The following is a 21,515-nucleotide window of genomic DNA, read 5'->3' as shown; positions in this document are numbered from 1 at the left end:
GAGCCGTGAAGCGTCGAAGGAGGTCGGTCATGCGTGGCCGGATTACAGCTGCTGCGTGTGCAGTCATGCTTGCCTGCACCTCCCCACACGCCGTGGCGGTAGAAACTGCGCACGGACAGGCGATCGTGCAGGGCAATTACCCCGTTACAACCGTAACTATCGGTAGTACGGAAACACTACCCCCACCGCTGCCGAGGGGCCAAGCCTGGTACAGCGGCACGAGTATCCCCAGCTGGGCACACCTTTCTGAAGCCGATGGCTCCATCGAGCTGACGCCATCTGTTGGCGTCGATCCTGGCGATTACCAGTGGCCAGTCGTTGCCCACTACGGCGACGAATCCACGGAAATCATCCCGGTCCGAGTCACTGTGGCGAACCCGGGAACGGATGAAGGCGTGGCGCCGGACTTCCTGAAGCCGCTCGGTTTTGAGCAGATCACGCCGAAGTGTTCCAAGACTTCCTTGGCAGTGGGCATTCCGCTGCTGGCACTGATCCCGCTCGGCTTTGCCACCCAAATGGGGCTACCAATCGTTGCGGTGCAGGACAGCATCAACTTGCAGATCACGAACTTGCCACAGCCAGTCAAGATTCACCTCAAACCGCGCCAGTACAACCGCCGCAATGCGGACCTCGGCATCGCGTCGGTGCTGACGGTCGCTGGCCTAGTCGGCGGCGGCATCATTTATTCAGCGTGCGCTTCGTCCGAGCAGTAGGCGTCGCCGTCCACGGGTCCTCCGGCCACGGGTGCTTCGGGTAGCGCCCACGCATCTCCTTACGCACGTCCTGGTAGGGCCCGTTCCAAAAACTGCGCAGGTCGTCAGTGACCGCCAGCTCGCGCCCCGCGGGGGAGAGCAGGTGGAACAGCACCCGCTGCCCGCCAATCACTGGCGAGTCCGCCAGCCCGAACGCCAGCTGCAGTTTCAGCCGCACGACGGGGCGGCCCGTCGAGTAGTCCAGCTTGCCTTGCGCGATGCGCGTCGGCGCCAGCTCGTCGAGCTTTGAGGCCTCCGGCCACGGCAGTTGCCGCATCAGCGCCTGCCGCATGTCCAGCCCTCTTATCGACGCCCCCCTGGCCAACTGCGCCACCTCCAGCGAGTAGTCGCCCTTGGTCACGTCCGGCCACGGCTCGCCGATGGTGGCGTGCAGGAAATCGAGGCGCTGCTTAAGTGCCAGGGCGGCGCTATCAAGCGTGAAATCCTCGAAGCTGATGTCGCGCAGTGCTTCCTCCACCTCGTGGGGTTCGGGGCGGATCGGGGTGGCGCTCAGTTCGATGGCGCCGATGGCTTTGACCCTGCGTGCGCGCACTTTCCCGTCCACGAGCGAGGCGCGCACGTGCTCCTCGACGCGCTCCTCCGGCATCGCGAGCGGTTCCGCCGCGCGGATCACCGCACCCCGCGCCGTGCGCTGCACCTCCGCGGCCGCGATCCACTCCGGGGCGCCGATCGGCACGTCCAGCCGCGCCCTCGTTCCCGAGGCAAGCAGGTATTCATTACCGTCGCGCTTGGCCACCCACTGCGGGTATGCCGCCGCGATCACATCGCCCGGCGGCACCGGCGCGGACGTGTGTACCAACCTGGCCAGGCGTTTCGCGGGCTGGTCGGCGAGTTTGGCCACCGTGTCCGCAGCGCCCGAGCCGAACTTCACCAGCGCCGCGCCCAGCCTCGGGTCCACCGGCATGCGCACCAGCTTCTCACCGAGGGCGGTGATGCGGTGCTGATCGTCCAGCGCGCCGATGAGCCGCAGCGTCTCCTGCGCCGCCGCCAGGTGGTGCGCCGGGGGAGGGTCCAGCAGCGGCAGGTCTGGCGACGCCCACGCCGCCAACTGCAGCGCCGCCTGCGTGAGGTCACTCGTGACGATCTCCGGGGCCACGTCCGGTTGAAAGTGCTGGTAGTCCGCCTCCGAGTAGGCTCGCACCACCGTGCCAGGTCCCAGGCGGCCGGCGCGGCCCGCCCGCTGGTCCGCGCTACTCTTCGCCGCCGAGACCGTCACCAAGCCCGTCATCCCGCGCGCATCGCGCCGCGGCACCCGGCTCAACCCAGCATCCACGACGCGGCGCACACCAGGCACCGTCACCGAGGACTCCGCCACGTTCGTCGACACCACCACCGCGGCATCCCCGTAGAGCGCGGCGTCCTGCTCCGCGGAGGACAAGCGGCCGTGGAGCGGAGTGGCGTCGTCAAGAAAGCTGGCGACAAGCTCCACCTCCCGCACCCCCGGCACGAACACCAGGGTGCGCTCCGGCGCCTCCGCGAGAGCGGCCACATGCCGGTAGAACTCGCGCGAACCCTGCATCCGCCCAGCGTGCGGTGCATACGTGACCTCGACGGGGTAGGTCGCCGCCTCCGTGGACAGCACCTCGGCGCCCATGTGGTCGGCGAAGCGGCGCGCGTCCAGCGTTGCCGACATCGCGCACAGGTACAGGTCATCGCGCAGCAGGGCAGTCTCCATGCACATGGCCAGCACCAGGTCGGTGTCCAGGCCGCGCTCGTGCACCTCGTCGATGATCACCGCGTTGACGCCCTCCAGTCCAGGGTCCTGCAACAGGCGGTTCAGCAGCACACCCGGCGTCACGAACTCCACCAGCGAACCATCCCGATGCTCACCGCGAATGGAGTAGCCCACCCGCTGCCCAAGCCGCGACCCATCCAGGTCCGCCAGGCGCTTCGCCGCCGAACGCACCGCCACACGCCGCGGCGCCGTCACCAGCGTCTTCCCGCAGATATTCGCCACCGCCGGGGGCACCAGCGTCGTCTTACCCGTGCCCGGCGGCGCCTCCACCACCAGCGGCCCGGTACGCGGCAGCCCGCCAATCACCTTCGCGACGGGCAGCCCCTCCCCAATCCGCCCCAGGTCAAACTCCCTCTCAGGCATCCTGCGCAAACTTTCGCTTCACGACGCCCGGCACCCCCGCCACCAAACAGTCATCCGGCACGTCCTTCGTCACCACCGTGCCGGCGGCCACCACACAACGATCACCCACCGTCACGCCAGGCATCACCATCGCACCCGCCCCGAACCAGCAGTCCTTCCCAATTCGAATCGGCTTCGCGATCTCCCATCCCTCAGCCCGCTTCGCTGCATCCTCAACCGGGTGGCCCACCGTGATCAGCTGGCAGCCCGGCCCGAACATCGACCCGTCCCCGATGGTCACCTCCGCAATATCGAGGATGACGCAGTTGAAGTTCATGAAGCACCCCTTGCCGAACCGAGTGTTCAGCCCGAACTCCACATGCAGCGGCGCGAACAGGCCCGGCACGTGCGCACTGTTGGAAAACACCTGCCGCAACAGCTCCTCCGCCCGCGGCTGATCGGTGTTGCCCAAGGCGTTGACCTGGCGCATCAACTCCCACGTCCGGGCGTGTTGGGCGTCGGCCTCCTCGCCGCCGGGGAGGTACCACTGACCTGATCGCATCTGCTCCATCGAATACATACCAGCCAGGGTACCGGGGTGTGTAGCCCCTACGGCCCTGCCTGCCGCTCGGCTTACCGCCCCCGCCCGTCGAAAAAGTTCCCCCGAGAACCGTGATGCGGGGAACGATCTTCATGGACAGGCGTCGCGAACTGGGGAAACGGCAGCGTCGGTCGACCGGAGTGGGCTCGAAATCCAAAATGGTTCCCGAGCGCGGGAACTTTTTCAAAGAGTATCGGTGCGAGCCGAGAAGGGACAGAGCATTGAGGGGTTTCGGTTGACAGGGGGACATGTCAGGGGGACAATGAGTACAACACAAAACATGGTGTTGTGATGTGTTGTTGTGTTGCAAAATAGAACCACCCTCCAGGGTGTTTGAGGACCTGGAGGGTGGCGAGGGACACACTACATGAGAGCATTCTGAAGGAGCGGCCAAACTGCTTCAGAAGCGCGGGTGAATCCAACGGTTAGCGCAAGTAACCACACCCACGGGATGCGAAGATTGAATTTCCATCTTCGCATCCCTTTCTCTTTAGTTTTCTGTGTCTCTCAATTTGGGGCTTAAGGGACATTTTGTGTGTAACTAGCCGCGTCCAGCCCACCCTCTTCTCACGCCTAAGCTGGGTTCCACTGATGATCAATGCCGGTATCGAATTCTTTCGGCCCGTCGACCTCTTCCCGTCGACCTACTCCGGTTTACCAACGCAGGTCAGCGCAAAATCGGCAAAATAGCCCCAAAATCATCCAAATCACCGCTGACCTGGGTTGGTCGACGCAATGAGGTCGACCGGAACCCCCGATACCTCTATGCGACCAGAATTGTGCACGTCAAGGGCTTTGCTCGTCCCCCTGGCTATATGCGACCGCCCAACGCACAGGCGGCTGGTTCTAGTCCCCCCGCACACAAACAATCGGACACCCTCTGCCCGGTATGCGCCTGCTCGCGCGCGCAAGCCGCACACTTGGCGAATACCTAGGCCGCGCCGGATGGCCGCCCTCGGACCGCGACGCTGCGGCTGGCGAGGGAGCGGACCAGGGTCAGACCGAGGAGAGCGCCCTTGCCTTGATCTGGTCGAACTCCTGCTGGGTAATCGCTCCCGAGTCGAGAAGGGCCTTCGCCGAGGCGATCTCATCGGTCGGGCTCGATCCGGCGGAGCCGCCGGCGACGGACTTGATGTACTCATCCTGCCGCTGCTGGAGCTCCTGGCGCGCCTCGACCGCGCGGTCGGTCATCCCCCGACCTCGAACAAGCAGGTACGCGAGCATTCCGATGAACGGCAGCGCGAGGATGAACACCACCCACAGCGCCTTCGCGAAGCCGCCGAGGTCCTTGCTGCGGAAGAGATCTCCGAAGATCCACCACAGGGACATGAGCCATGCGAAGAAGATGAAGAACTCGAACATGGCGAGTAGGAATGAGCCGTTGTCGTCGAACATTTGCTGACTTCCTCCTGACTGGATGGACGCTGGCCGAGCGGTCCACGCGGACCCCAGCGCACGACGGTTAGGAACAAGGACGTGCCCGGGCCGTCGCCGAACCATGTTAGCAGCTTTTCCTCACCAAGCGTGGTAGCCGGGTTGCGACGCGCTGACCGGGTTGGGCTGGTGAAGACGGGCCTGGGACTCCACGATTCGTAGCGACCAAGCAACGGATCGAGAGGAGTCCCAGGTGAGTGTTGAGGCTACCGTCCTGTCCGCTGCGATGCTCGGCATCTCGGGGTTGGTGGTGCTTGCCGTCGGTGAGTACGGCGGTGAGCTGGAGCTGTTGGTGGAGACCTCCGAGTCGGTGACCGGGTGCCCGCGGTGCGGGGTGGTCGCGGTGGCCCACGGCCGGCGTGAGCATCTGGTGCGTGACATCCCCTCGGCGGGGCGGCCGGTGCTGCTGGTGTGGCGCAAGCGGTTGTGGCGGTGCGCCGAACCGGCGTGCCCGCAACGTACCCGGTCAGTACACCTAATAAAGCGACGTCAGTACGTTCGCTAATGCTCGAGCTGATCTTTCATCGCTCGTACCTCTTGGCTGCCAGCGTGGTCACTTATTCGCAACCGCCCACCGTGCGTTCTCTACACCCCTCACCGTTGCACTCATGTGAGACATTTGAACGCGTTGTGGCCTTATCCGTCCCCGCGGATTGCTCCTCGCCTGTCATTCCTGAAGGGTGTCAGGAAGTTTGTGTGTGAGGCTCTGATCTAGAAGGAGTTTCACCGATAATGACTACGGTGTCACCGAAGAAAACCATGACCCGGCGAGGGTCAACGAGATCAGCGAGAAGCTGATGGAAAATTCTGAAATCGCCAGCTTGATTAGCGAGCTGTCGAGCTCCGCTGATGATGCAAGCGAGCTGGTCAAAGGCCTGCTGCAAGCATCAATCAACGCTGGCCTTAAGGCGGAGATGGATGCGCACTTGGGCTACGGCCATTCCGACCGCAAAGCGAAATCCCAGGTCGAAACCGCACAGGAGAATAATCACCGTAACGGGTCGTACACCAAGACCGTCAATTCTGGCTACGGCGCAGTTGAGGTGACCGTGCCCAGGGATCGTGCCGGCACGTTTACTCCCCGGATGGTGCCCAAGGGTGCACGTCGGCTCACAGAGCTCGACGACATGATTATCTCGCTCTACGCCGGTGGGATGACCGTGCGCGATATCCAGCATCACCTCGCGACCACCCTTGGGGTGGATATGAGCCCGGATACGATCAGCACCATTACCGATGCGGTGTTAGACGAGGTCATGATCTGGCAAAACCGCCAGCTCGACGAGTTTTACCCGGTGATCTTCCTCGACGCGCTACGCGTGAAAATCCGTGACGGCCACCGCGTGGTCAACAAGGCTTGCTACATGGCGGTTGGTGTCGACATGGACGGCATCAAGCACATCCTGGGACTGTGGATCGCCGACAATGAAGGAGCCGCATTCTGGGCATCGGTGTGTGCGGATCTGGCTAACCGCGGTGTCCAAGACGTGTTCATTGTGTGCTGCGACGGGCTCAAAGGCTTGCCGGAAGCCGTGGAGGCAACCTGGCCGAATTCCATGGTACAGACCTGTATTGTGCACCTGATTCGGGCTGCGAACCGGTGGGTGTCCTACCAGGACCGCAAAGCAGTCTCCCGCGCGCTGCGTGAGGTCTACACAGCCGCTAACGAGGACACCGCACGTGCCAGCCTGGATGCTTTCGAGGCCAGTGAACTGGGCCGGAAATACCCCCAGTCGGTCAAAGTCTGGCGCGACGCCTGGGAGCGGTTCGTGCCGTTTCTGCAGTTTCCGCCGGCGGCACGCCGGGTGCTCTACACCACCAATTCAATCGAGTCGCTGAATGCTGAACTGCGTAAAGCTACCCGCAACAGGGGCCAATTCCCGAACGATACTGCCGCACTAAAGACGCTGTGGCTGATGATCTGCAACATCGAACAAGCGTGCCGCCCAGCGAGCGAAGAAAGCAAAGCGCGACATTGAGTGCAACGGCTATATTGAAGGAGCGAAAGCCACCGGGTGGAAACAAGCCATCAACCAACTAGCCGTGGCTTACCCCGACCGATTCGCGGACTACTTGTAAACCACCCCCCTAGAGCACTCGATCTCGCTGGGGTCCCTGCGCTACCCGCAGACTTCATACCACACACCAGACGTCATTTGGTGTTGGTTTCTCGAAACGGGCGAATGGAACTGTTTTGAAAACCATATCTGGTTGTTGTCCGAGGTCATCCCAGGAAACCAGATAGATTTATACACACAAAATGTCTCTTAAGCCCAATTTGGAGCATGAAGCAACCCATAGGATTCCTCCTTATCAGGCGCCGCCCCATAGGGTCCTTCCGCAGGTGAGGGACGAAATCCCACGGAGAGGCGCAGGTGAATAAACTCCTGCGGACAGTGAAGTACTCACATGAATGGGTACGCACTGCAGGTGAGAGTATAACCCTGAGATTTGAAAAAGCAGGACGATCACCCAAACGCCCAGGCACGCCGAGCCCGCACGAGCACTACACTGCCAACCATGACAGAGACAACGAAAGTAGCCGTAGTAACGGGAGGCTCCGCCGGGATCGGGGAGGCGTGTGCGCGGGCGCTCGCCGCGGACGGTTGGAAGGTGTACGTGGCGGCGCGCCGGGTGGAGCACTGCCAGGCCATCGCAGAAGAGATCGGGGGCGTGGCGGTGCGCCTTGATGTGACGGATGAGGTGAGTGTGGGGGAGTTGGCGTCGATAATTGAGGGGCCGGTTGGGCTGCTGGTGAATAATGCGGGCGGCGCGAAGGGCCTCGACCTGCTTCGCGACGCCAACCCCGCCGACTGGCAGTGGATGTACGAGACGAACGTGCTCGGCACCATGCGGGTGACGAAGGCCCTGTACCCGCACCTGCTGGAGGCGTCCGGTCTGGTGGTGAACATTGGGTCCGTGGCGGCGACTGACGCGTACAAGGGCGGCAGCGGCTATAACGCGGCGAAGTACGGGCTGCGCGGGATCACGCGGGCGCTGCGACGGGAGGAGGCGGAGAACAACATCCGTGTTACGGAGATTGACCCTGGCCGGGTGAAGACGGACTTCTCCCTGAACCGTTTCGCGGGCGATGCCGAGCGTGCGTACGCGGTGTACGAGGGCAAGTTGAACTTGACCGCGGAGGACATTGCGGAGGCGGTGCGCTGGGTGGCGAGTTTGCCGCCGCACGTGAACATCGATACGTTGTCGATTATGCCGACTGACCAGGCTGAACGCTAAGTGTCGGGGGCGTGGCTTAGACTGGCTGCATGATTCTAAGCACTACTAATTCCGTCGATGGGGGCACCATCGCTGAGTACATGCGCATCGTGGGCGGCGAGGCGATCGTCGGCATGAATGTGTTCAAGGATTTCGCGGCGGGCATTCGCAACATTGTGGGTGGTCGCGCCGCCGCGTGGGAGGCCGACGTCGTGCGCGCCCGCGAGGAGGCCCTGAACGAGCTGTGGCATCGCGCCGCGGAGATGGGGGCTGACGCGGTGGTTGGCGTGAAGGTGGACTACGAGTCCATGGGCGCTGACGGCGGCATGATGTTGGTGTCCGCGGTGGGCACTGCGGTCAAGCTTGCTCCGCCGGTGGTGTAATCATGGCGTTTGATGTGGTGATTTCGGGGGAGAGCATTAAGCTCGGTCAGTTTTTGAAGGTGGCCAACCTTGTGGAGTCCGGCGGGCACGCCAAGGAGCTCATCAACGCCGGCGAGGTCAGTGTCAATGGGGAGGTGGTGCGTGCGCGCGGGCACCTGCTTTTCGACGCCGACTCCGTCACCGTCGGCACCCAAACGGCAACCGTGAGCACCGGCGGGGATGACGGCGACTACTTCGATGAGCGCACCGCGAACGACGATTTCGATCCGGAAAAGTGGAGGAACATGTAAATGCCTGCGTTTCAGGGAACACCAGGGATGCCGTACTGGCAGGACTGCTTGACCAAAGACGTGCAGAAGTCCGCGTACTTCTACTCGAAGGTGCTCGGGTGGGAAGTTACGGGCGAGACGTACCGGGTTGCCCGCAAGGACGGGCTGCCGGTGGCGGGCTTCGTGCCGTCGAAGCAGGAGCGGGACCTGTGGGTGACGTACTTCATGGACGCGGACGGCTCGATTGAGTCACGCGTGGAGCCGCTGGGGGGCAAGGTGCTGAGCTCCCAGGAGGTGGACTTCGGTGTGATGACGGTGTGTGCCGACCCATCCGGTGGTCTGTTCGGCTTGATGCGCCCGGCGGGGGAGGACGCCTTCGTTGCCGCTGGTGAGCCGGGTGTTTCGGTGTGGTACGAGTGCGTGGCGCCGGATGAGGCCACCGTGGACTTCTACGGGGAGCTGTTCGATTGGGAGCTGCGCAAGGAAAGCGGCTACTACATTGCGCTGCAGGAGGGCGCGGCGTTCTTGGGCCTGCGTCTGGACCCGCGGCTGCAGCAGCACGGCCTTGCGGCGGTCTGGCACTCCTACTTCGGCGTCAAGGACGTTGATGCGGCGTCCCATGCGGTGCGTATGGGTGGCGGCCAGGTGTTGGCTGGTCCGACGCTCAGCCCGTTCGGCCCGATGCTTGGGGCGAAGGACGCCACCGGCGCCAACGTGTACCTGTGCGAGGTGCCGGAGCCGGTCAGCGAGGACGTCAGCGAAGCAGACTCCATCCTGGACCTCTAGGGCGCGAAACGAAGCGGAAGCACTGTGTTGAAGAAGTGGATCGCTGCGCTGCTGGTGTGCGCGCTGATGCCTGCGTTGCAGGGCTTTCACGTGAACCCCGGCTACACGCGGGAGCGCACTGCGCTGGCGGTGGTGCACCCGGACGGCCGGGTGTCGATCTCCCCGGCGGGCGAGGAGCCGCGCGCCGCCCTGTCCCTGGCCAAGCTCTACCTGGGCTACTGGGTGCTCTATAACGGCACGAAGGAGGAGAAGGCGCAGGTGGAGGAGATGGTGCGCGTCTCCAACGACGCGATCGCCGAGGAACTCGACGCCCGCTACCCGCAGGCCATCGACGAGATTGCCGCCGACTTCGAGCTGGAGCGAACGCAGCGCGTCGGCGCGTGGGGCACGACGTTGACGTCTGCGAGGGACGTGGCCACCTTCATCGCGGCCATCCTGTGGGACCCGGTTGCTGAGCCGCTGTTGGACGGGATGCGTCGGCAGTCGCTGGTGGCCTCTGACGGGTTTGGTCAGCAGTTCGGCACCGCGCGTCTGCGCGGCGTGCAGGGTTCCAAGATGGGCTGGGCCAACGAGGCCACCACAGCGACCGCCTCTGTCTCCTGGGGCACCACGCTGGATGAGACGTGGGCGGTGGCGGCGCTGACGAACGGCAGCGCCTACCACAACACCGTCGACGTACGCCGTGGCATCGTGCAGCGCCACGACGCCACGCCCGCGTCAGCGTTCGGCCGTACCAAGTCCGGCAAGAAACTCCGCGGCATCCAGGACCTTGCGCCGGTGCTGGGCCGGGGTAGCGATCACCCCGGTGGAGACGTACTCTTTCACTTCCGCCCCCTCGACTGAGGGCTGCTCCCACGCGGCGTCGGAGGCGCGTTGCAGCAGCACCTTCGCGTCAGCCGTCGCGAGGGCCCCAGCGGATTCGGCGGATTCGGTGGGGAAGGTGAGCACGTAGGCGTCCGCGTCGGCGGGCAGCAGCGCGCACGAGGAACCCATTCCCCATACCGCGACCACGTCCGCGCCTTCCTGGCGTGCGGCATGCACGGCGGAGGCGACGCCGGCCGGGTCGTCCACGTCGTAGGCGCGGGCACCGGCCTGCTCAGCGCAGGCGGCAACCTCGGGGCGCCAGGCGAACTCGCGGGCATCCGCTGGCCCGTCGTAGCAAGACACCACCCACACGCCGCCCTTTGCGGGCGCCTTCGATGAGGTGAACACCTGGCCCAGCGGGGCGTCCTCGACGGAGACGTCCCCGGTCAACGCCACGCCCGGCATCTGGTGATCCACCGCGGAGCCCAGCATCAGCATCGCGGCGTGCGTAATCCGGTCCGGAAGCAACGCCAGGTACTGCGGGGAGTCCTCGTAGGACGCCTCGATGTAGGACACCAGCTGCGCGAGCTGCTCGGACTCCGGCAGGGTGCGCTCCACGCCACCGACCTGGAACTCCTCGGAACCCTGCTCGTTGAGTGGGTAGTGCGCGCCCTCCGCGCCGGGCTGTAGCGACGATTCCTCTACCATATTTTGACCCTTTCCTCCGGGGCGATCCACATCGGGGAGCCGGGCTCCACGTCGAAGGCCTCGTAGAACTCGTCAACGTTGGATGCGATGACGTTGCAACGGAACTCGTTCGGGGAGTGCGGGTCAATCGCCAGCAGCTGCGCCGCCATCTCCGGCCGCGCCTTCGAGCGCCACACACGGGCCCACGCCAGGAAGAGCTCCTCCAGGTTCGGCTCGACGTTGTTGTCGGCGCAGTACAGCTGGTACGCCACCACCGCGATACCAAGGCCGCCCAGGTCGCCGATGTTCTCGCCGAGCGTGAACTCGCCGTTGACCCCCGCCACGTCCTGGCCCTCCAGCACGGAAGGCACCAGGCCCTGGAACTGCTCCACCAGCTTCGCGGTGCGCTCCTCGAAGTGGGCGCGGTCCTCGTCGGTCCACCAGGAGTTGAGGTTGCCGTGGCCGTCGTAACGCGAGCCCTGGTCGTCGAAACCGTGGCCGATCTCGTGGCCAATCACCGCGCCGATCGCGCCGAAGTTGCGCGCCGGGTCCGCCTCCGGGTCGAAGAACGGCGGCTGCAGGATCGCGGCAGGGAAGGTGATGTCGTTGACCACCGGGTTGTAGAACGCGTTGACGGTCTGCGGGGTGGTCACCCACTCGGAACGGTCCGAGGGCTTGCCGATCTTGCCCAGCTGGTAGTCGTGCTCGAAGGCGGCGCCGCGGCGCACGTTGGCCACCAGCTGCTCACCGGAAGGATCAAAGATCAGCCCCTCGTAGCTGCGCCAGGTTTCCGGGTAGCCGATCTTCGCCTGGAACAGGCGCAGCTTCTCCAGGGCGCGCTCACGCGTCGCCGGCGTCATCCACGGCAGGTCGCTGATGCGCTGCTCGTAGGCCCGCACCAGGTAGTCCACCAGCGCGAGCATCTGCTCCTTCGACTCGGAAGGGAAGTGGCGCGCCACATACTCCTTACCGATCTCCTCGCCAACCAGCGACTCCACCAGCCCCACGCCGCGCTTCCAGCGGTCGCGCTGCTGCGTCGCGCCGGAGAGTACCGTGCCGTAAAACTCGAAGTTCGCCCGCCCGATCTCCTCGGTGAGCACGCTTGCGCGCGAGCGCAGCACGGTCCACGCCGCCCACAGTTGCCAGTCGGCGAGGGTTTCGGGGCGAAGCATCGTCGCTAAGTCCTCGGTGAATGAGGGCATCATGTTGATCACGCGGCCGTCGCGAAGCCCGGCGCCGCGCAGCATCGTCACAATTATCGACGGCAACTCCGCCAACTCCACCGGGTTGTAGGTAGCCATCGCGTCCCGGCTGCGCACCACATCCCAGTGGCTGGCCGCCACCTGGGTCTCCAGGTTCATGATGCGCTGCGCCGCCACCTCAGGCGTAAGCCCCAGCAGGTACGCCGGGTCCAAAAACGCCAGCATGCGGGCCACGTGCTTCTGGTAGGTGGCGCGGGTCTCCGCGTGGGCGTCCTCCCGGTAGTAGGCCTCATCCGGCAGGCCAAGGCCGGATTGGACCAGGTAGGGCACGCTGTCCTCGCCCTGGGAGTCCTTTTCAACCCAAAAGGCCAGGGGGGAGCCGACACCCGTGCGGTCGAGCACGCCCAGGTTGTGGGCGAACTCCTCGATATCTTTCACCGCGATCAGGTCCAGGTCCGGCTGCAGGGGCGCGGTGCCTGCGGCGTTGATGGCGTCGGTATCCATGAAGGAGGCGAACAGGTCGCTGGTCTCCGAGACGATCGCGTGGACGTCCTCCTCCGCCTTGTCGCGCAGGGCGTAGAAGGAGCCGTCGATACCGCGATCGGCTGGGATCTCGTGGGATTCGACCCACTCGCCGTTTACGTGATGAAAAAGATCATGCATGCCCACAACTCTAACGTGTGGGGCGGACATGCGCGTTGGAGGGACTAGCGGTGGTTGGCGATCCAGTTCGCAGCCTCATGCTGCTGCGCCAGCGTGTAGGACCCGTGCGCACCGATCGAGTGGATGATGCTGCTCGTCCGGCCGTCGTTCGCGCGCGCGATGTCAATCACCCAGCGGGGCATCCCGCCGCTGCTCAGGTTGACGTCCATCGCAGGGTCGACGATCTCGCGCTGATTCTCCGTCGGGGAGCACACGATGTCGCCGGTGTTGCAGATCTCCAGCACGCGCTCACCGAGGTCGCCATAGCCGCCCTCAAGCTCACCGAGCGCGCCGCGCACGTGTGGCGACGTTCCCGCAGACATCACCGCACCGTTCCCGCCCTGGTAGGGGCTGGAAAACAGGGCAGCCGAGGCGACGCGCTCCTTCGCGATAGGGCCACGGTCATGCGCAATGTTATTCAGCATCCGCGACACAATATCCGCGCCGAGGGAGTAGCCGGTGAAGCTGAAGCGCGCGTTCGGGCAGGCGTTTGCGATGCCCGCGACGGCCTTCTTCGTCTCCGCGTAGCCACGATTCGACGCCGTCTGGTACTGCGTGGTGGCGAACGGCGCGGCGTCGTACGCGATCCACAGCGGCTGAATCTGCCCACCCGTATACAGCTGGGTAAGCACGCCCGTGAGCCACACGTTCCCGCCGTGCGGCAGGTTGCGCGGTAGCCCCGGCATCGTATTGACGCCACCCGGCACCGCAATCAAGTACTCCGACTTGCAGCCCTGGGACTTCAGCAGGCTCGGCAGCCGGAACGACGGTGCGATCGGCGCCGGCAGCTGCAGCTGCTGCGCAGACGCCGGAGCCGCCGCACCAACCGCGACAAGGGCGGCGGTAGCGGCGGCAACAAGAACGGAGCGGAGGGATGCGAAAGCGCGCATGGCGCCTCATCTTAGCTGTTAGACCTCCCGAATCTTCATCGGGCCTGGGGTCCACCACCCTGAACGGGTGACCTCTTCGAGCTGGATCTCAGCAAGCGCTGGCACCTCACCGATGGAGTTCGTGCGCAGCTGGTAGCGGGACAGGGAACCCCAGTCGCGCTGCCAGTCGCCCTTCATGTACCCCGGCACCTGGTAGGAGTAGTTCACGGCCTCCGCGGTGGACAGCGCACCGCCGCCCAGGAAGTCCATGAATCCGGACAGCTGCTGCTTACCCGGTGCGTCAGGCATGATGCGGAACTCCGGGATCTCGGTCACGCCAGCGAAGTGGTTGAACGTGCGCTGGCACGGGTACTGGAAGGCCACCGACCAGTCGAGCAGGCCCGGGGTGTCCGAGTCGAACATCTTGTTCAGCGGCTGCAGCGTCGGGTTGCGCAGCGGGGTGACGGCCATCCAGTCGTCTTCCGCAAGGGAGGCGTCCTCGGCGACGAGGCGCACCACGTTTGCCTCCTCGGGCAGGTCCGCGATGGGGTAGCGCAGGTTGCGCCACTTCGGCGTCGGCCCCTGGTCCAGCATCTCGGTCTCGCCCAGGGTCTTTATCGAGCCGTCGTCGCTGCGCACGCCGTACTCCAGCACCAGCTCGGCACCTTCCTTTTCGACGCCATTAATGTCGTGGTGCGCGATCTTGCCAGCCACGGACGTGACCAGCAGGGGGGCGTCGTCACGCTTCTGTGGCAGTTCGAACCAGGTGGTTTCCAGGTAGGCCGTGCGCGTCGCGCGCTCGTCGTATGTGCCCAGCAGCGGGATGCGGTTGAAGTCCAGGTTGAACGGCAGGCGCACCGTCGACCCGTTGACACCGCGCAGCGTGAACGGGCGGTTGCCCTCGACGCTGCGTGCATCCGAGGAGAGCTCAGGCTCCTCGTTTGCATCGGACTGGACGGTCTCGATGGCGGTGTCGTCGCCCGATTTCGTATCCGTGGTGTCGGCGTTGTCGTCCGCGATCGTGGCAGGCACGCCGTCCGGGTGGAACGCGCGGTTCACGCCGGAGTCCAGCGAGCGGCCCAGCGGCACCCCGTCGACGGGGGTGAGGAAGGAATCGTTCGTGTCGGTCTCCAGCAAGATCTCGCTGCCGAGGGCGCAGATGTCACCCTTGAACGTCTTCACGTTGCCCATGCCCACCGAGTAGTTCGGAGTCTGTTCCGCGAACGCCTTCACAAAGGTCAGGCAGGAAAACGCCACCATGAGTACCGCGGCGACGGCGATCGGCGCGGCCATCACGCCCGCCCAGCGCGACGCCGCCGCGCGCTCCCGCACAGAATCAGGGCGCGGCCGCAGCCACTGGACGACGCCCACCAAGGCAATCACCAGCGTAATTCCGAGCAAAACAGTGTTCGCCTCGATGCCCTTCACCTGTGGGTTCTTGTCCCACCACGGCACGCCGAAGGAGGACACGTACCACCACGCGTTCCAGCCCGCCAGACTCAGGGACACCAGGAAGAGCACCGCGGCGATCGCAAAGGAGCGGTTGCGCGCCGACTGCAGCGCAAAGTGAGACAGCACCACCGCGCCGAGTGCTGCGACCACACCGCCGATACCCGCGTAAATACCGAAGTGGTGCGTCCACTTCGTCGGGGTGAACATCAGGAAGAACGTGGACAGCCCGATGATCAGCATCAGGCGCTGCGTCGGCTTCGCAGGCGTGCCTGGGATCGCGCCGTGGCGTGCCATCGAAAACAGGATGAGGACTACGCAGAAGGCGAAGACCAGCATCGGGAAGCGGCGCGACAGCGAGCCGTCGACAGCTTCCTGGAACAGCGTGCCGTAGCGCACCCACTCCGAGTACCAGGACAGCGCCGGGCCGACCTCGCCGCGCACCTTGGTGGCCTCCAATACGGTCGCCAGGGTCTGGTCCTTGAACACCGGCACCATCACGGCGAAGCCCGCCGCCAGAAACGCCGCTATGTACGCGATGCCCGGGGCAATCGCGCGTCGCTTGTTCATGATGCGGAACACCTCAGGCAGGCAGATCAGGAACACGCCCACCGCCGCCAGACCCGTCGGGCCACAGGCCAGCGTGAACGCCGCCACCACCGTGCCCAGCGCCGCCGGGGCCAGTCGCTTCGTGGCGATCGTGCGCTCAAACAGCGCCCACGTCAGCGTCAACCCCATCGCGATAATCGGCTCCGGGCGGGTGCCGTTGTTGTACGGCAGCCAGAACGCCAGGAACACAAACGCTGCAGTCCAGTACGCCATGCGGCGGTCCGCGATGACCGCGCCGAAGCGCGGCAGCAGCTCACGCGAAATCAGCCACCACACCAGGATGGCGGCCAGCAGCGTCGGCAGGCGCATCCACATCGACGCCGTCGTCACCTTCGCCAACAACGCCAACACGTCATAGAACGGGGAGCCGAATGGCGCCTCGGGCACGCCGTACCAGCGGTAATAGTTCGCCATGTAGTCCGAGTCGTTCGAGACCCGCGCCATCGTCAGCAGGAAGCCGTCATCCGAGGTGTTCGCGCCGAACACGTGCCAGAACCCCAGCACCGCCAGCACCACCGCGTCCAGCGGCTTGAACGTGCGCCAACGACGGTTGAACAGCGGGATACGACGCCCATCCAGCTGATCCAGGCGCCACAGCCCCCACAGGCTCACCGCCATCGCAGCCAGCCCCAGCCACATCGCTAGTGACTTCACCAGGGTCGGGCTGGACGTAAAGCGAGAGTTGATCTCGATGTTGGCGGCGAGCCCGGCGTCAATAAGCTGCGCCGACGCCTCCTCCTTCAACTCCGAGTACAGGCCACTGAGCTGCGGACGGTAGTCATCCTCGAGGACCTCCTCGAAGCTGGTGCCCGGCACCGAAATCTCCGCCTGCTCATCCGTGATGTGCACCCGCAGCTGCTTATCCGGGCCAATACCCGCCAGCTCGCCGGGGCTCAGCTCGAAGAGCACCTTATTAATCGAGCTGACCACCAACCCGCCATCCGGCGCCGACACAAACAGGCCACGGTCCGTCGCTTCCTCCGAGGACGCAGGCAGCGTCGACACAATAATGTTCTGGCCTTCACGCAGGTGACGCGTCGCCTCCAGCGGCACCGTCATGTCAATCTCCTGCGGCGCTAGCGAAATCAGCGGGGCATTCACCGACCCCACCGAGCCGCCTTGCGGCCACTGCACTGACGACTGCACCTGCGTCACAGGCAGCAGCGGCGTCAGCAGCAGCAACACGAAGGCGATGAAGCCGGACACGACGGTCGCAGCCACCAGCTGGCGCGGGGCGCGCCGAGGTTGTTGCGCGCCGGGCGTGCTCGCCGCACTCTGTGGGTTCGCAGGGTTCACGGGATTCACGGATGTCTCAGTTGTCACAGGGGCATACTCTACTTCTCAGGCGTGGCGGCATTGCGAACCACCACGACAAACGGACCAATCTGCTTCGCGTCCCACGTCTCGCGGGGGAACGCCTTCGGGTTAAAGAACAGGCCTTCGTAGCGCACGTTCGGCTCGCTCGGGAAGATGTTGTGGCCGATGTGCGTCTTCCACGCCACATCCCGGTTCTCGGTGGCGTCCTCGCGCAGGTCATCGCTCATGGTTCCGCGGAAAATGAATGCCTGCGGCGCCGTCCACTTCGTGTCCTGCATCGCTGCGTCGAGCTTCTCGGGGGCGTCGAAGGAGAGCTTCGCCCACTGCGAAAGCGCCTCGTTGCGCAGGTGGAACTCGCCCAACGGGTTGGCGTAATGGCTGGTGAACGCGTTGAAGCCGTGGTAGGGCTTGAACGCCATGAAGTTGATTTCATCCGTGTACACCACGGTCTCCCCAGGGGTGTAGCCGTGGGACTGGATGAACTCGTCGATCTCGCCGTAGTAGCGGCCCGGGTCCGGCGGGAAGCGGTCGGCGCGCTCGCCGAAGCCGTCCGTATCCGAGTACGCCTGGTCAATGTGCGCCTCGTTGAGTGCCGGGATGCGCTGCACGAACGAGAGCGTGCCCGCAGCCACCACGATGATGAGCACCGCGGTGATCACGCGCTGCGTGCGCTCCTTGAAGTGGCCCGGGTAGTAATAATCGACGCCAGCAGTGCGCAAGTCCGCCACCGCGAAGATACCCACGGTGGAAAACAGCAGCATCAGCAGCACCTCGATGCGGAAGCCCAGCAGGGACGTGCCCAGCAGCGACGCAAACATCGAGACGATCACCCAGGTGTAGCAGACCACCACCATCACAGCTAACGACGCCACCTCAGGCACATGCAGGCGCCCAACCATGAAGATCAGGCCCAACACCGACAGCACGCCGATGATGGACAGGGAGAAGAACGGCAGCGGGATCACCGTGCCCTGGGCGGGCAGGAAGTGGTTCGCGGTGTGGCGCACGTCGAAACCGCCGAAGGCCGACTCGTACAGGTACGGCGCCCAACCAATCGCCGCGATGCACAGCGCACCCACCCCGGAAGCCAAAAGGTGCACGACGGGGCCGCGCGCGAACTTGCGGCGGAACCACAACAGCACCGCGATCACCACAACGGTCAGCGCGGCGATCGCAGTAAACAGGGTGTAGAACATGGCGGAAACGCCCAGGTAGAGCGCCAGCACCACCGTGGCTTGCCAGGAGCCCGTCAGTGCCTTGTACGCGGTGACAGCGGCCGCGGGGGCGAAGAGGGCGACGATCGCCGCGTAGGGCTCGTCAGGAGTCTCGGTGAGCACGATGCCCGTCGATACGAGCGCGATCAGCGTGGATACCGGCAGGGAGCCGCACAGCTTCCGCCAAATCGGTACCAGCGCGCACGCCGCGGCAGCCAGGGATACCAGCGCCCACGGCTGGTATACTTCCCAGCCTTCCATGCCCAGCAGGTGCGCGAGGCGCCCGCCGAGCCAGAACCACCCAATCGGGTAGAAGGTAGGCAGGTCCAGGTAGTTCATGTCCTGGTTGGTGGCCACCTCGGTCATCCGGCTCAAGAACTGGGTACGAAAGCCCTGATCCACCTGGATGCCGTCCAGCCACAGGCGGGTCGACGCCAGCGGGATCCCCAACGCCGTAATCACCAGACCAGCCGGGGCCAGCCCGCAGACAGCCTGGCAAAGCACGCGCACCGGCCGCGACAGGCGCTTCCGCACCCACGCCCAGCACGCCAACGCCGCGCACAGAATCACAACGAAAGAGCCGCCCGTGGATAGAGCGCGCGTCACCATCGAGGTATTAAACGCAGGCAGCGACGTGGAGTGCAGCACGTACCACACCGCCAACGTCACCACCGCCGCGCTGGTACCGGCCGCAAGCATGCGCAAGACCGCCGACGTCCATGACACAGCGTCAGGCTCGTAGTCGACGGTCTTGAACTCCAGCGTGGGTTGGATGGATGTATCTGTCATGCACTCAGTTTGGCACATCGCAGCGCATCCACCACGTTCCCCGCCGGGAATTAGAAGTTGAGCTTGCGCATAATCCCTGCCGGGATGTGCTGCAGCACCAAGGAAATCGGGCCGAACAGCTTGTGCACAAACACGCTTGGCTCGCCCTTCAACGCAGCCTCAACAGCAGTCTGCGCCACCTCTTCCTTATCGACGGTCAGCGGAGCCTCCTCCAGCCCATCCGTCATCTTGGTACGTACCTGGCCTGGGCGAACCACAGTCACCTTCACGCCGGAGTCACGAAGCGCCTCACCCAACTGGAGGTAGAAGGCATCCATGCCAGACTTCGACGCGCCGTACACAAAGTTGGAGCGACGCACGCGCTGGCCCGCAACGGAGCTCATCGCGATGATGGTGCCGTGGCCCTGGCGCTTCATCTCCTGGCCCAACAGCACGCCGACGGACACGAACGCGGTGTAGTTCACCTGCGCCGACTCCACGGCTGCCGCCTGGTCCTGCCACAGCTGCTCCTGGTCACCCAGGGTGCCGAAGGCAACCACGGCGACGTCAACATCGCCACCGGAGAACGCCTGCTTGATCACGTCCGGGTGAGACGCGAAATCGGTCGCGTCGAAGTCCAGGACCTCAACGGAGCCTGCACCTGCGTTGGTGACCTCAGCAACGGCGGCGTCGATACGCGGGGAGTTCTTGCGAGCTGCAAGCGTGACATTCGGGTTGCCTCCGCGGGACACGAACTCGCGCACAATGGCGAGGCCGATGTCCGAGGTGCCACCCACGAGCAGAATGTTTTGCGCTTGGCCTACTGCATTCAACATGTGAAAAATCTCCTTCAGTTCATTCAGCTAGTTCAGCTCGAGGCGGCGGGACATGTCGGAAGCGAAGACGCCGGTCGGGTCGATCTCGCGGCGGGTCTTCAGCCAGCCCTCCAGACCTGGGTACATCTTGTGGAACTTCTCCGCCGACGTACGGGACTCCTTCGCCAGGTAGAGACGGCCGCCGAACTCCATCACCTGGTCATCCAGGCGGTCCAGGAACTCGTTGAGGCCCGGGCGGATCGGGAAGTCCACACAGACGTTCCAGCCCTTCATCGGGTAGGACAGCGGCGCGCGGTTGCCCTCGCCGAACAGCTTGAACACGTTCAGTGCCGTGTAGTGGCCGGAGGACTGGATCTGGTAGATGATGTCCTTGAACGGCTCCACAGCGGTCGTCGGCACCACGAACTGGTACTGCAGGAAGCCCGCGCTGCCGTAGCCGCGGTTCCACTCACCAATCAGGTCGAGCGGCTGGTAGAACTGCGTCAGGTTCTTGATGTCGTTCTTGCTCGGGGCGCCCATCATGTAATAGGCCTCGCCGATGGCGGACAGCGTCAGCTTGTTCATGGTCCACGACGGGAAGATGTCCGGCACCGTCATCAGCTGAGGCGCCTTGAAACGCAGCGGGTCCTTCGCCAGCTTCGGCGCGTACTCCTCCAGCTGAGCCAGCGTCGCCAGCGAGCCACGGGAGATGGTGGAACGGCCCGTCTTCGGCGGCGCGGAGATGGCGTCGAACCATGCGGAGGAGTAGGTGTAGTTGACTTCGGAACCGTCCGAGTGCAGCGCGATCGTCTCATCCAGGGTGCTGGTGCGCTCCGTGTCAGACAGGAAGTACGCGGTCTCCGTCTTGGTCATCTGGATGCGTGCGCGCAGGATGATGCCGGTCAGGCCCATGCCGCCGACCGTCGCCCAGAACAGCGTGCCGTCCGGGTCGTCCGCGCTGCCTTCCGGCTCGAGGTGCAGGACGCGGCCGTCCGCCACCAGCAGCTCCATGGAGACCACGTGGTCGCCGAAGGAACCAGCGGAGTGGTGGTTCTTACCGTGGATGTCCGGACCGATCGCGCCACCGATGGTGACCTGGCGGGTGCCCGGCAGGACCGGAACCCACAGGCCGTACGGCAGGGCCGCCTTCATCAGCTGGTCCAGGTTGACGCCCGAGTCCACGTCGACGATGCCGGTCTCCGGATCAATCGAGTGGATCTTGTTCAGCTCGTTGATGTCGATGACCAGGCCGCCACCGTTCTGTGCCGGGTCGCCGTAGGAGCGGCCCAGACCACGGGCGATGACGCCGCGGCGAGCGTGCTCAGGCAGGCTCTCGTTATCCTGCGCGACCTGTGCGACGGCTTGCTTGATGACCTCCACGTCAGGCGTGGACAGCACATGCGCAGTCGATGGAGCCGTGCGGCCCCAGCCGTAGAGTGACTTAAGATTGGTGTGTAGTTCCATCTCTTTCGCTTCTTCTTGTCGTCGTTGCTTCGCCGAAATGCGAAGACATTCGGTTCGAGTCTAAATGATGTAA

At 64.6% G+C, this 21,515-nt stretch carries 16 protein-coding genes and 1 pseudogene; 8 read left to right on the top strand and 9 right to left on the bottom strand.

Translation table 11 applies throughout. The features are described 5' to 3' along the window. Nucleotides 1–29 precede the first annotated feature (29 nt). Nucleotides 30–713, top strand: coding sequence for a Rib/alpha-like domain-containing protein (locus BJP06_RS09460; protein ID WP_071573666.1), 684 nt, complete (start codon nucleotides 30–32; stop codon nucleotides 711–713). Here the strand turns inward: BJP06_RS09460 and BJP06_RS09455 are convergent. The 3 genes from BJP06_RS09455 to BJP06_RS09445 form a co-directional block, all read right to left on the bottom strand. Next, nucleotides 679–2,871 (bottom strand): ATP-dependent RNA helicase, encoded by a 2,193-nt coding sequence (locus BJP06_RS09455; RefSeq protein WP_071573665.1) that lies wholly within the window; start codon nucleotides 2,869–2,871, stop codon nucleotides 679–681. The two genes, BJP06_RS09460 and BJP06_RS09455, sit on opposite strands and share 35 nt — an antisense overlap. Next, on the bottom strand, nucleotides 2,864–3,430 hold the full coding sequence (locus tag BJP06_RS09450) for a sugar O-acetyltransferase (protein ID WP_071573664.1): 567 nt from the start codon (nucleotides 3,428–3,430) through the stop codon (nucleotides 2,864–2,866). The genes BJP06_RS09455 and BJP06_RS09450 overlap by 8 nt, the downstream gene beginning before the upstream one ends. A gap of 1,017 nt (nucleotides 3,431–4,447) precedes the next feature. Then, on the bottom strand, nucleotides 4,448–4,846 hold the full coding sequence (locus BJP06_RS09445; RefSeq protein ID WP_070477224.1) for an SHOCT domain-containing protein: 399 nt from the start codon (nucleotides 4,844–4,846) through the stop codon (nucleotides 4,448–4,450). 232 nt (nucleotides 4,847–5,078) lie between these two features. Between BJP06_RS09445 and BJP06_RS09440 the strand changes: the two genes are divergently transcribed. The 7 genes and pseudogenes from BJP06_RS09440 (at nucleotide 5,079) to BJP06_RS12465 (ending at nucleotide 10,385) form a co-directional block, all read left to right on the top strand. After that, complete coding sequence (locus BJP06_RS09440; RefSeq protein WP_070363309.1) at nucleotides 5,079–5,390, top strand: transposase family protein; 312 nt, start codon at nucleotides 5,079–5,081, stop codon at nucleotides 5,388–5,390. A gap of 227 nt (nucleotides 5,391–5,617) precedes the next feature. After that, nucleotides 5,618–6,964 (top strand): annotated as a pseudogene (locus BJP06_RS09435) (IS256 family transposase). Nucleotides 6,965–7,405: 441 nt separating this feature from the next. Next, on the top strand, nucleotides 7,406–8,125 hold the full coding sequence (locus tag BJP06_RS09430; RefSeq protein WP_070363308.1) for an SDR family oxidoreductase: 720 nt from the start codon (nucleotides 7,406–7,408) through the stop codon (nucleotides 8,123–8,125). 29 nt (nucleotides 8,126–8,154) lie between these two features. After that, the gene (locus BJP06_RS09425) at nucleotides 8,155–8,487 is read left to right on the top strand and encodes a heavy metal-binding domain-containing protein (RefSeq protein ID WP_070363307.1); all 333 of its coding nucleotides are present in this window, start codon (nucleotides 8,155–8,157) and stop codon (nucleotides 8,485–8,487) included. Between the two features lie 2 nt (nucleotides 8,488–8,489). Further along, nucleotides 8,490–8,777 (top strand): RNA-binding S4 domain-containing protein, encoded by a 288-nt coding sequence (locus tag BJP06_RS09420; protein WP_070477226.1) that lies wholly within the window; start codon nucleotides 8,490–8,492, stop codon nucleotides 8,775–8,777. Beyond that, nucleotides 8,778–9,542 carry a VOC family protein gene (locus BJP06_RS09415; protein WP_071573663.1) on the top strand — a complete coding sequence of 255 codons (765 nt, stop codon included), beginning with the start codon at nucleotides 8,778–8,780 and terminating at the stop codon, nucleotides 9,540–9,542. A gap of 24 nt (nucleotides 9,543–9,566) precedes the next feature. Further along, nucleotides 9,567–10,385, top strand: a complete 819-nt coding sequence (locus BJP06_RS12465) for a hypothetical protein (protein WP_070477228.1) — start codon at nucleotides 9,567–9,569, stop codon at nucleotides 10,383–10,385. Between the two features lie 662 nt (nucleotides 10,386–11,047). Here the strand turns inward: BJP06_RS12465 and BJP06_RS09405 are convergent. From BJP06_RS09405 to BJP06_RS09380, 6 genes are read right to left on the bottom strand one after another with little or no spacing between them, the layout of a single operon-like run. Continuing rightward, entirely contained in the window at nucleotides 11,048–12,898 is a 1,851-nt protein-coding gene (locus tag BJP06_RS09405) for a M13 family metallopeptidase (RefSeq protein ID WP_071573661.1), read from the bottom strand. Nucleotides 12,899–12,942: 44 nt separating this feature from the next. Then, entirely contained in the window at nucleotides 12,943–13,827 is an 885-nt protein-coding gene (locus BJP06_RS09400) for a cutinase family protein (protein ID WP_071573660.1), read from the bottom strand. 18 nt (nucleotides 13,828–13,845) lie between these two features. Beyond that, on the bottom strand, nucleotides 13,846–17,187 hold the full coding sequence (locus BJP06_RS09395; RefSeq protein WP_083433267.1) for an arabinosyltransferase domain-containing protein: 3,342 nt from the start codon (nucleotides 17,185–17,187) through the stop codon (nucleotides 13,846–13,848). An 11-nt stretch (nucleotides 17,188–17,198) separates the two neighbouring features. Then, complete coding sequence (locus BJP06_RS09390) at nucleotides 17,199–19,184, bottom strand: galactan 5-O-arabinofuranosyltransferase (RefSeq protein WP_071573659.1); 1,986 nt, start codon at nucleotides 19,182–19,184, stop codon at nucleotides 17,199–17,201. A 50-nt stretch (nucleotides 19,185–19,234) separates the two neighbouring features. Continuing rightward, nucleotides 19,235–19,999, bottom strand: a complete 765-nt coding sequence (locus BJP06_RS09385; protein WP_071573658.1) for a decaprenylphospho-beta-D-erythro-pentofuranosid-2-ulose 2-reductase — start codon at nucleotides 19,997–19,999, stop codon at nucleotides 19,235–19,237. Nucleotides 20,000–20,026: 27 nt separating this feature from the next. Continuing rightward, nucleotides 20,027–21,442 (bottom strand): FAD-binding oxidoreductase, encoded by a 1,416-nt coding sequence (locus BJP06_RS09380; RefSeq protein ID WP_070477238.1) that lies wholly within the window; start codon nucleotides 21,440–21,442, stop codon nucleotides 20,027–20,029. Nucleotides 21,443–21,515: the final 73 nt, after the last annotated feature.

It is taken from the genome of Corynebacterium sp. NML120713 (genome assembly GCF_001875735.1).
Classification (GTDB): Bacteria; Actinomycetota; Actinomycetes; order Mycobacteriales; family Mycobacteriaceae; genus Corynebacterium; species Corynebacterium pseudogenitalium.
Note: the sequence above shows the minus strand (reverse complement) of the source record. Positions and strands in the feature narration are given on the sequence as shown.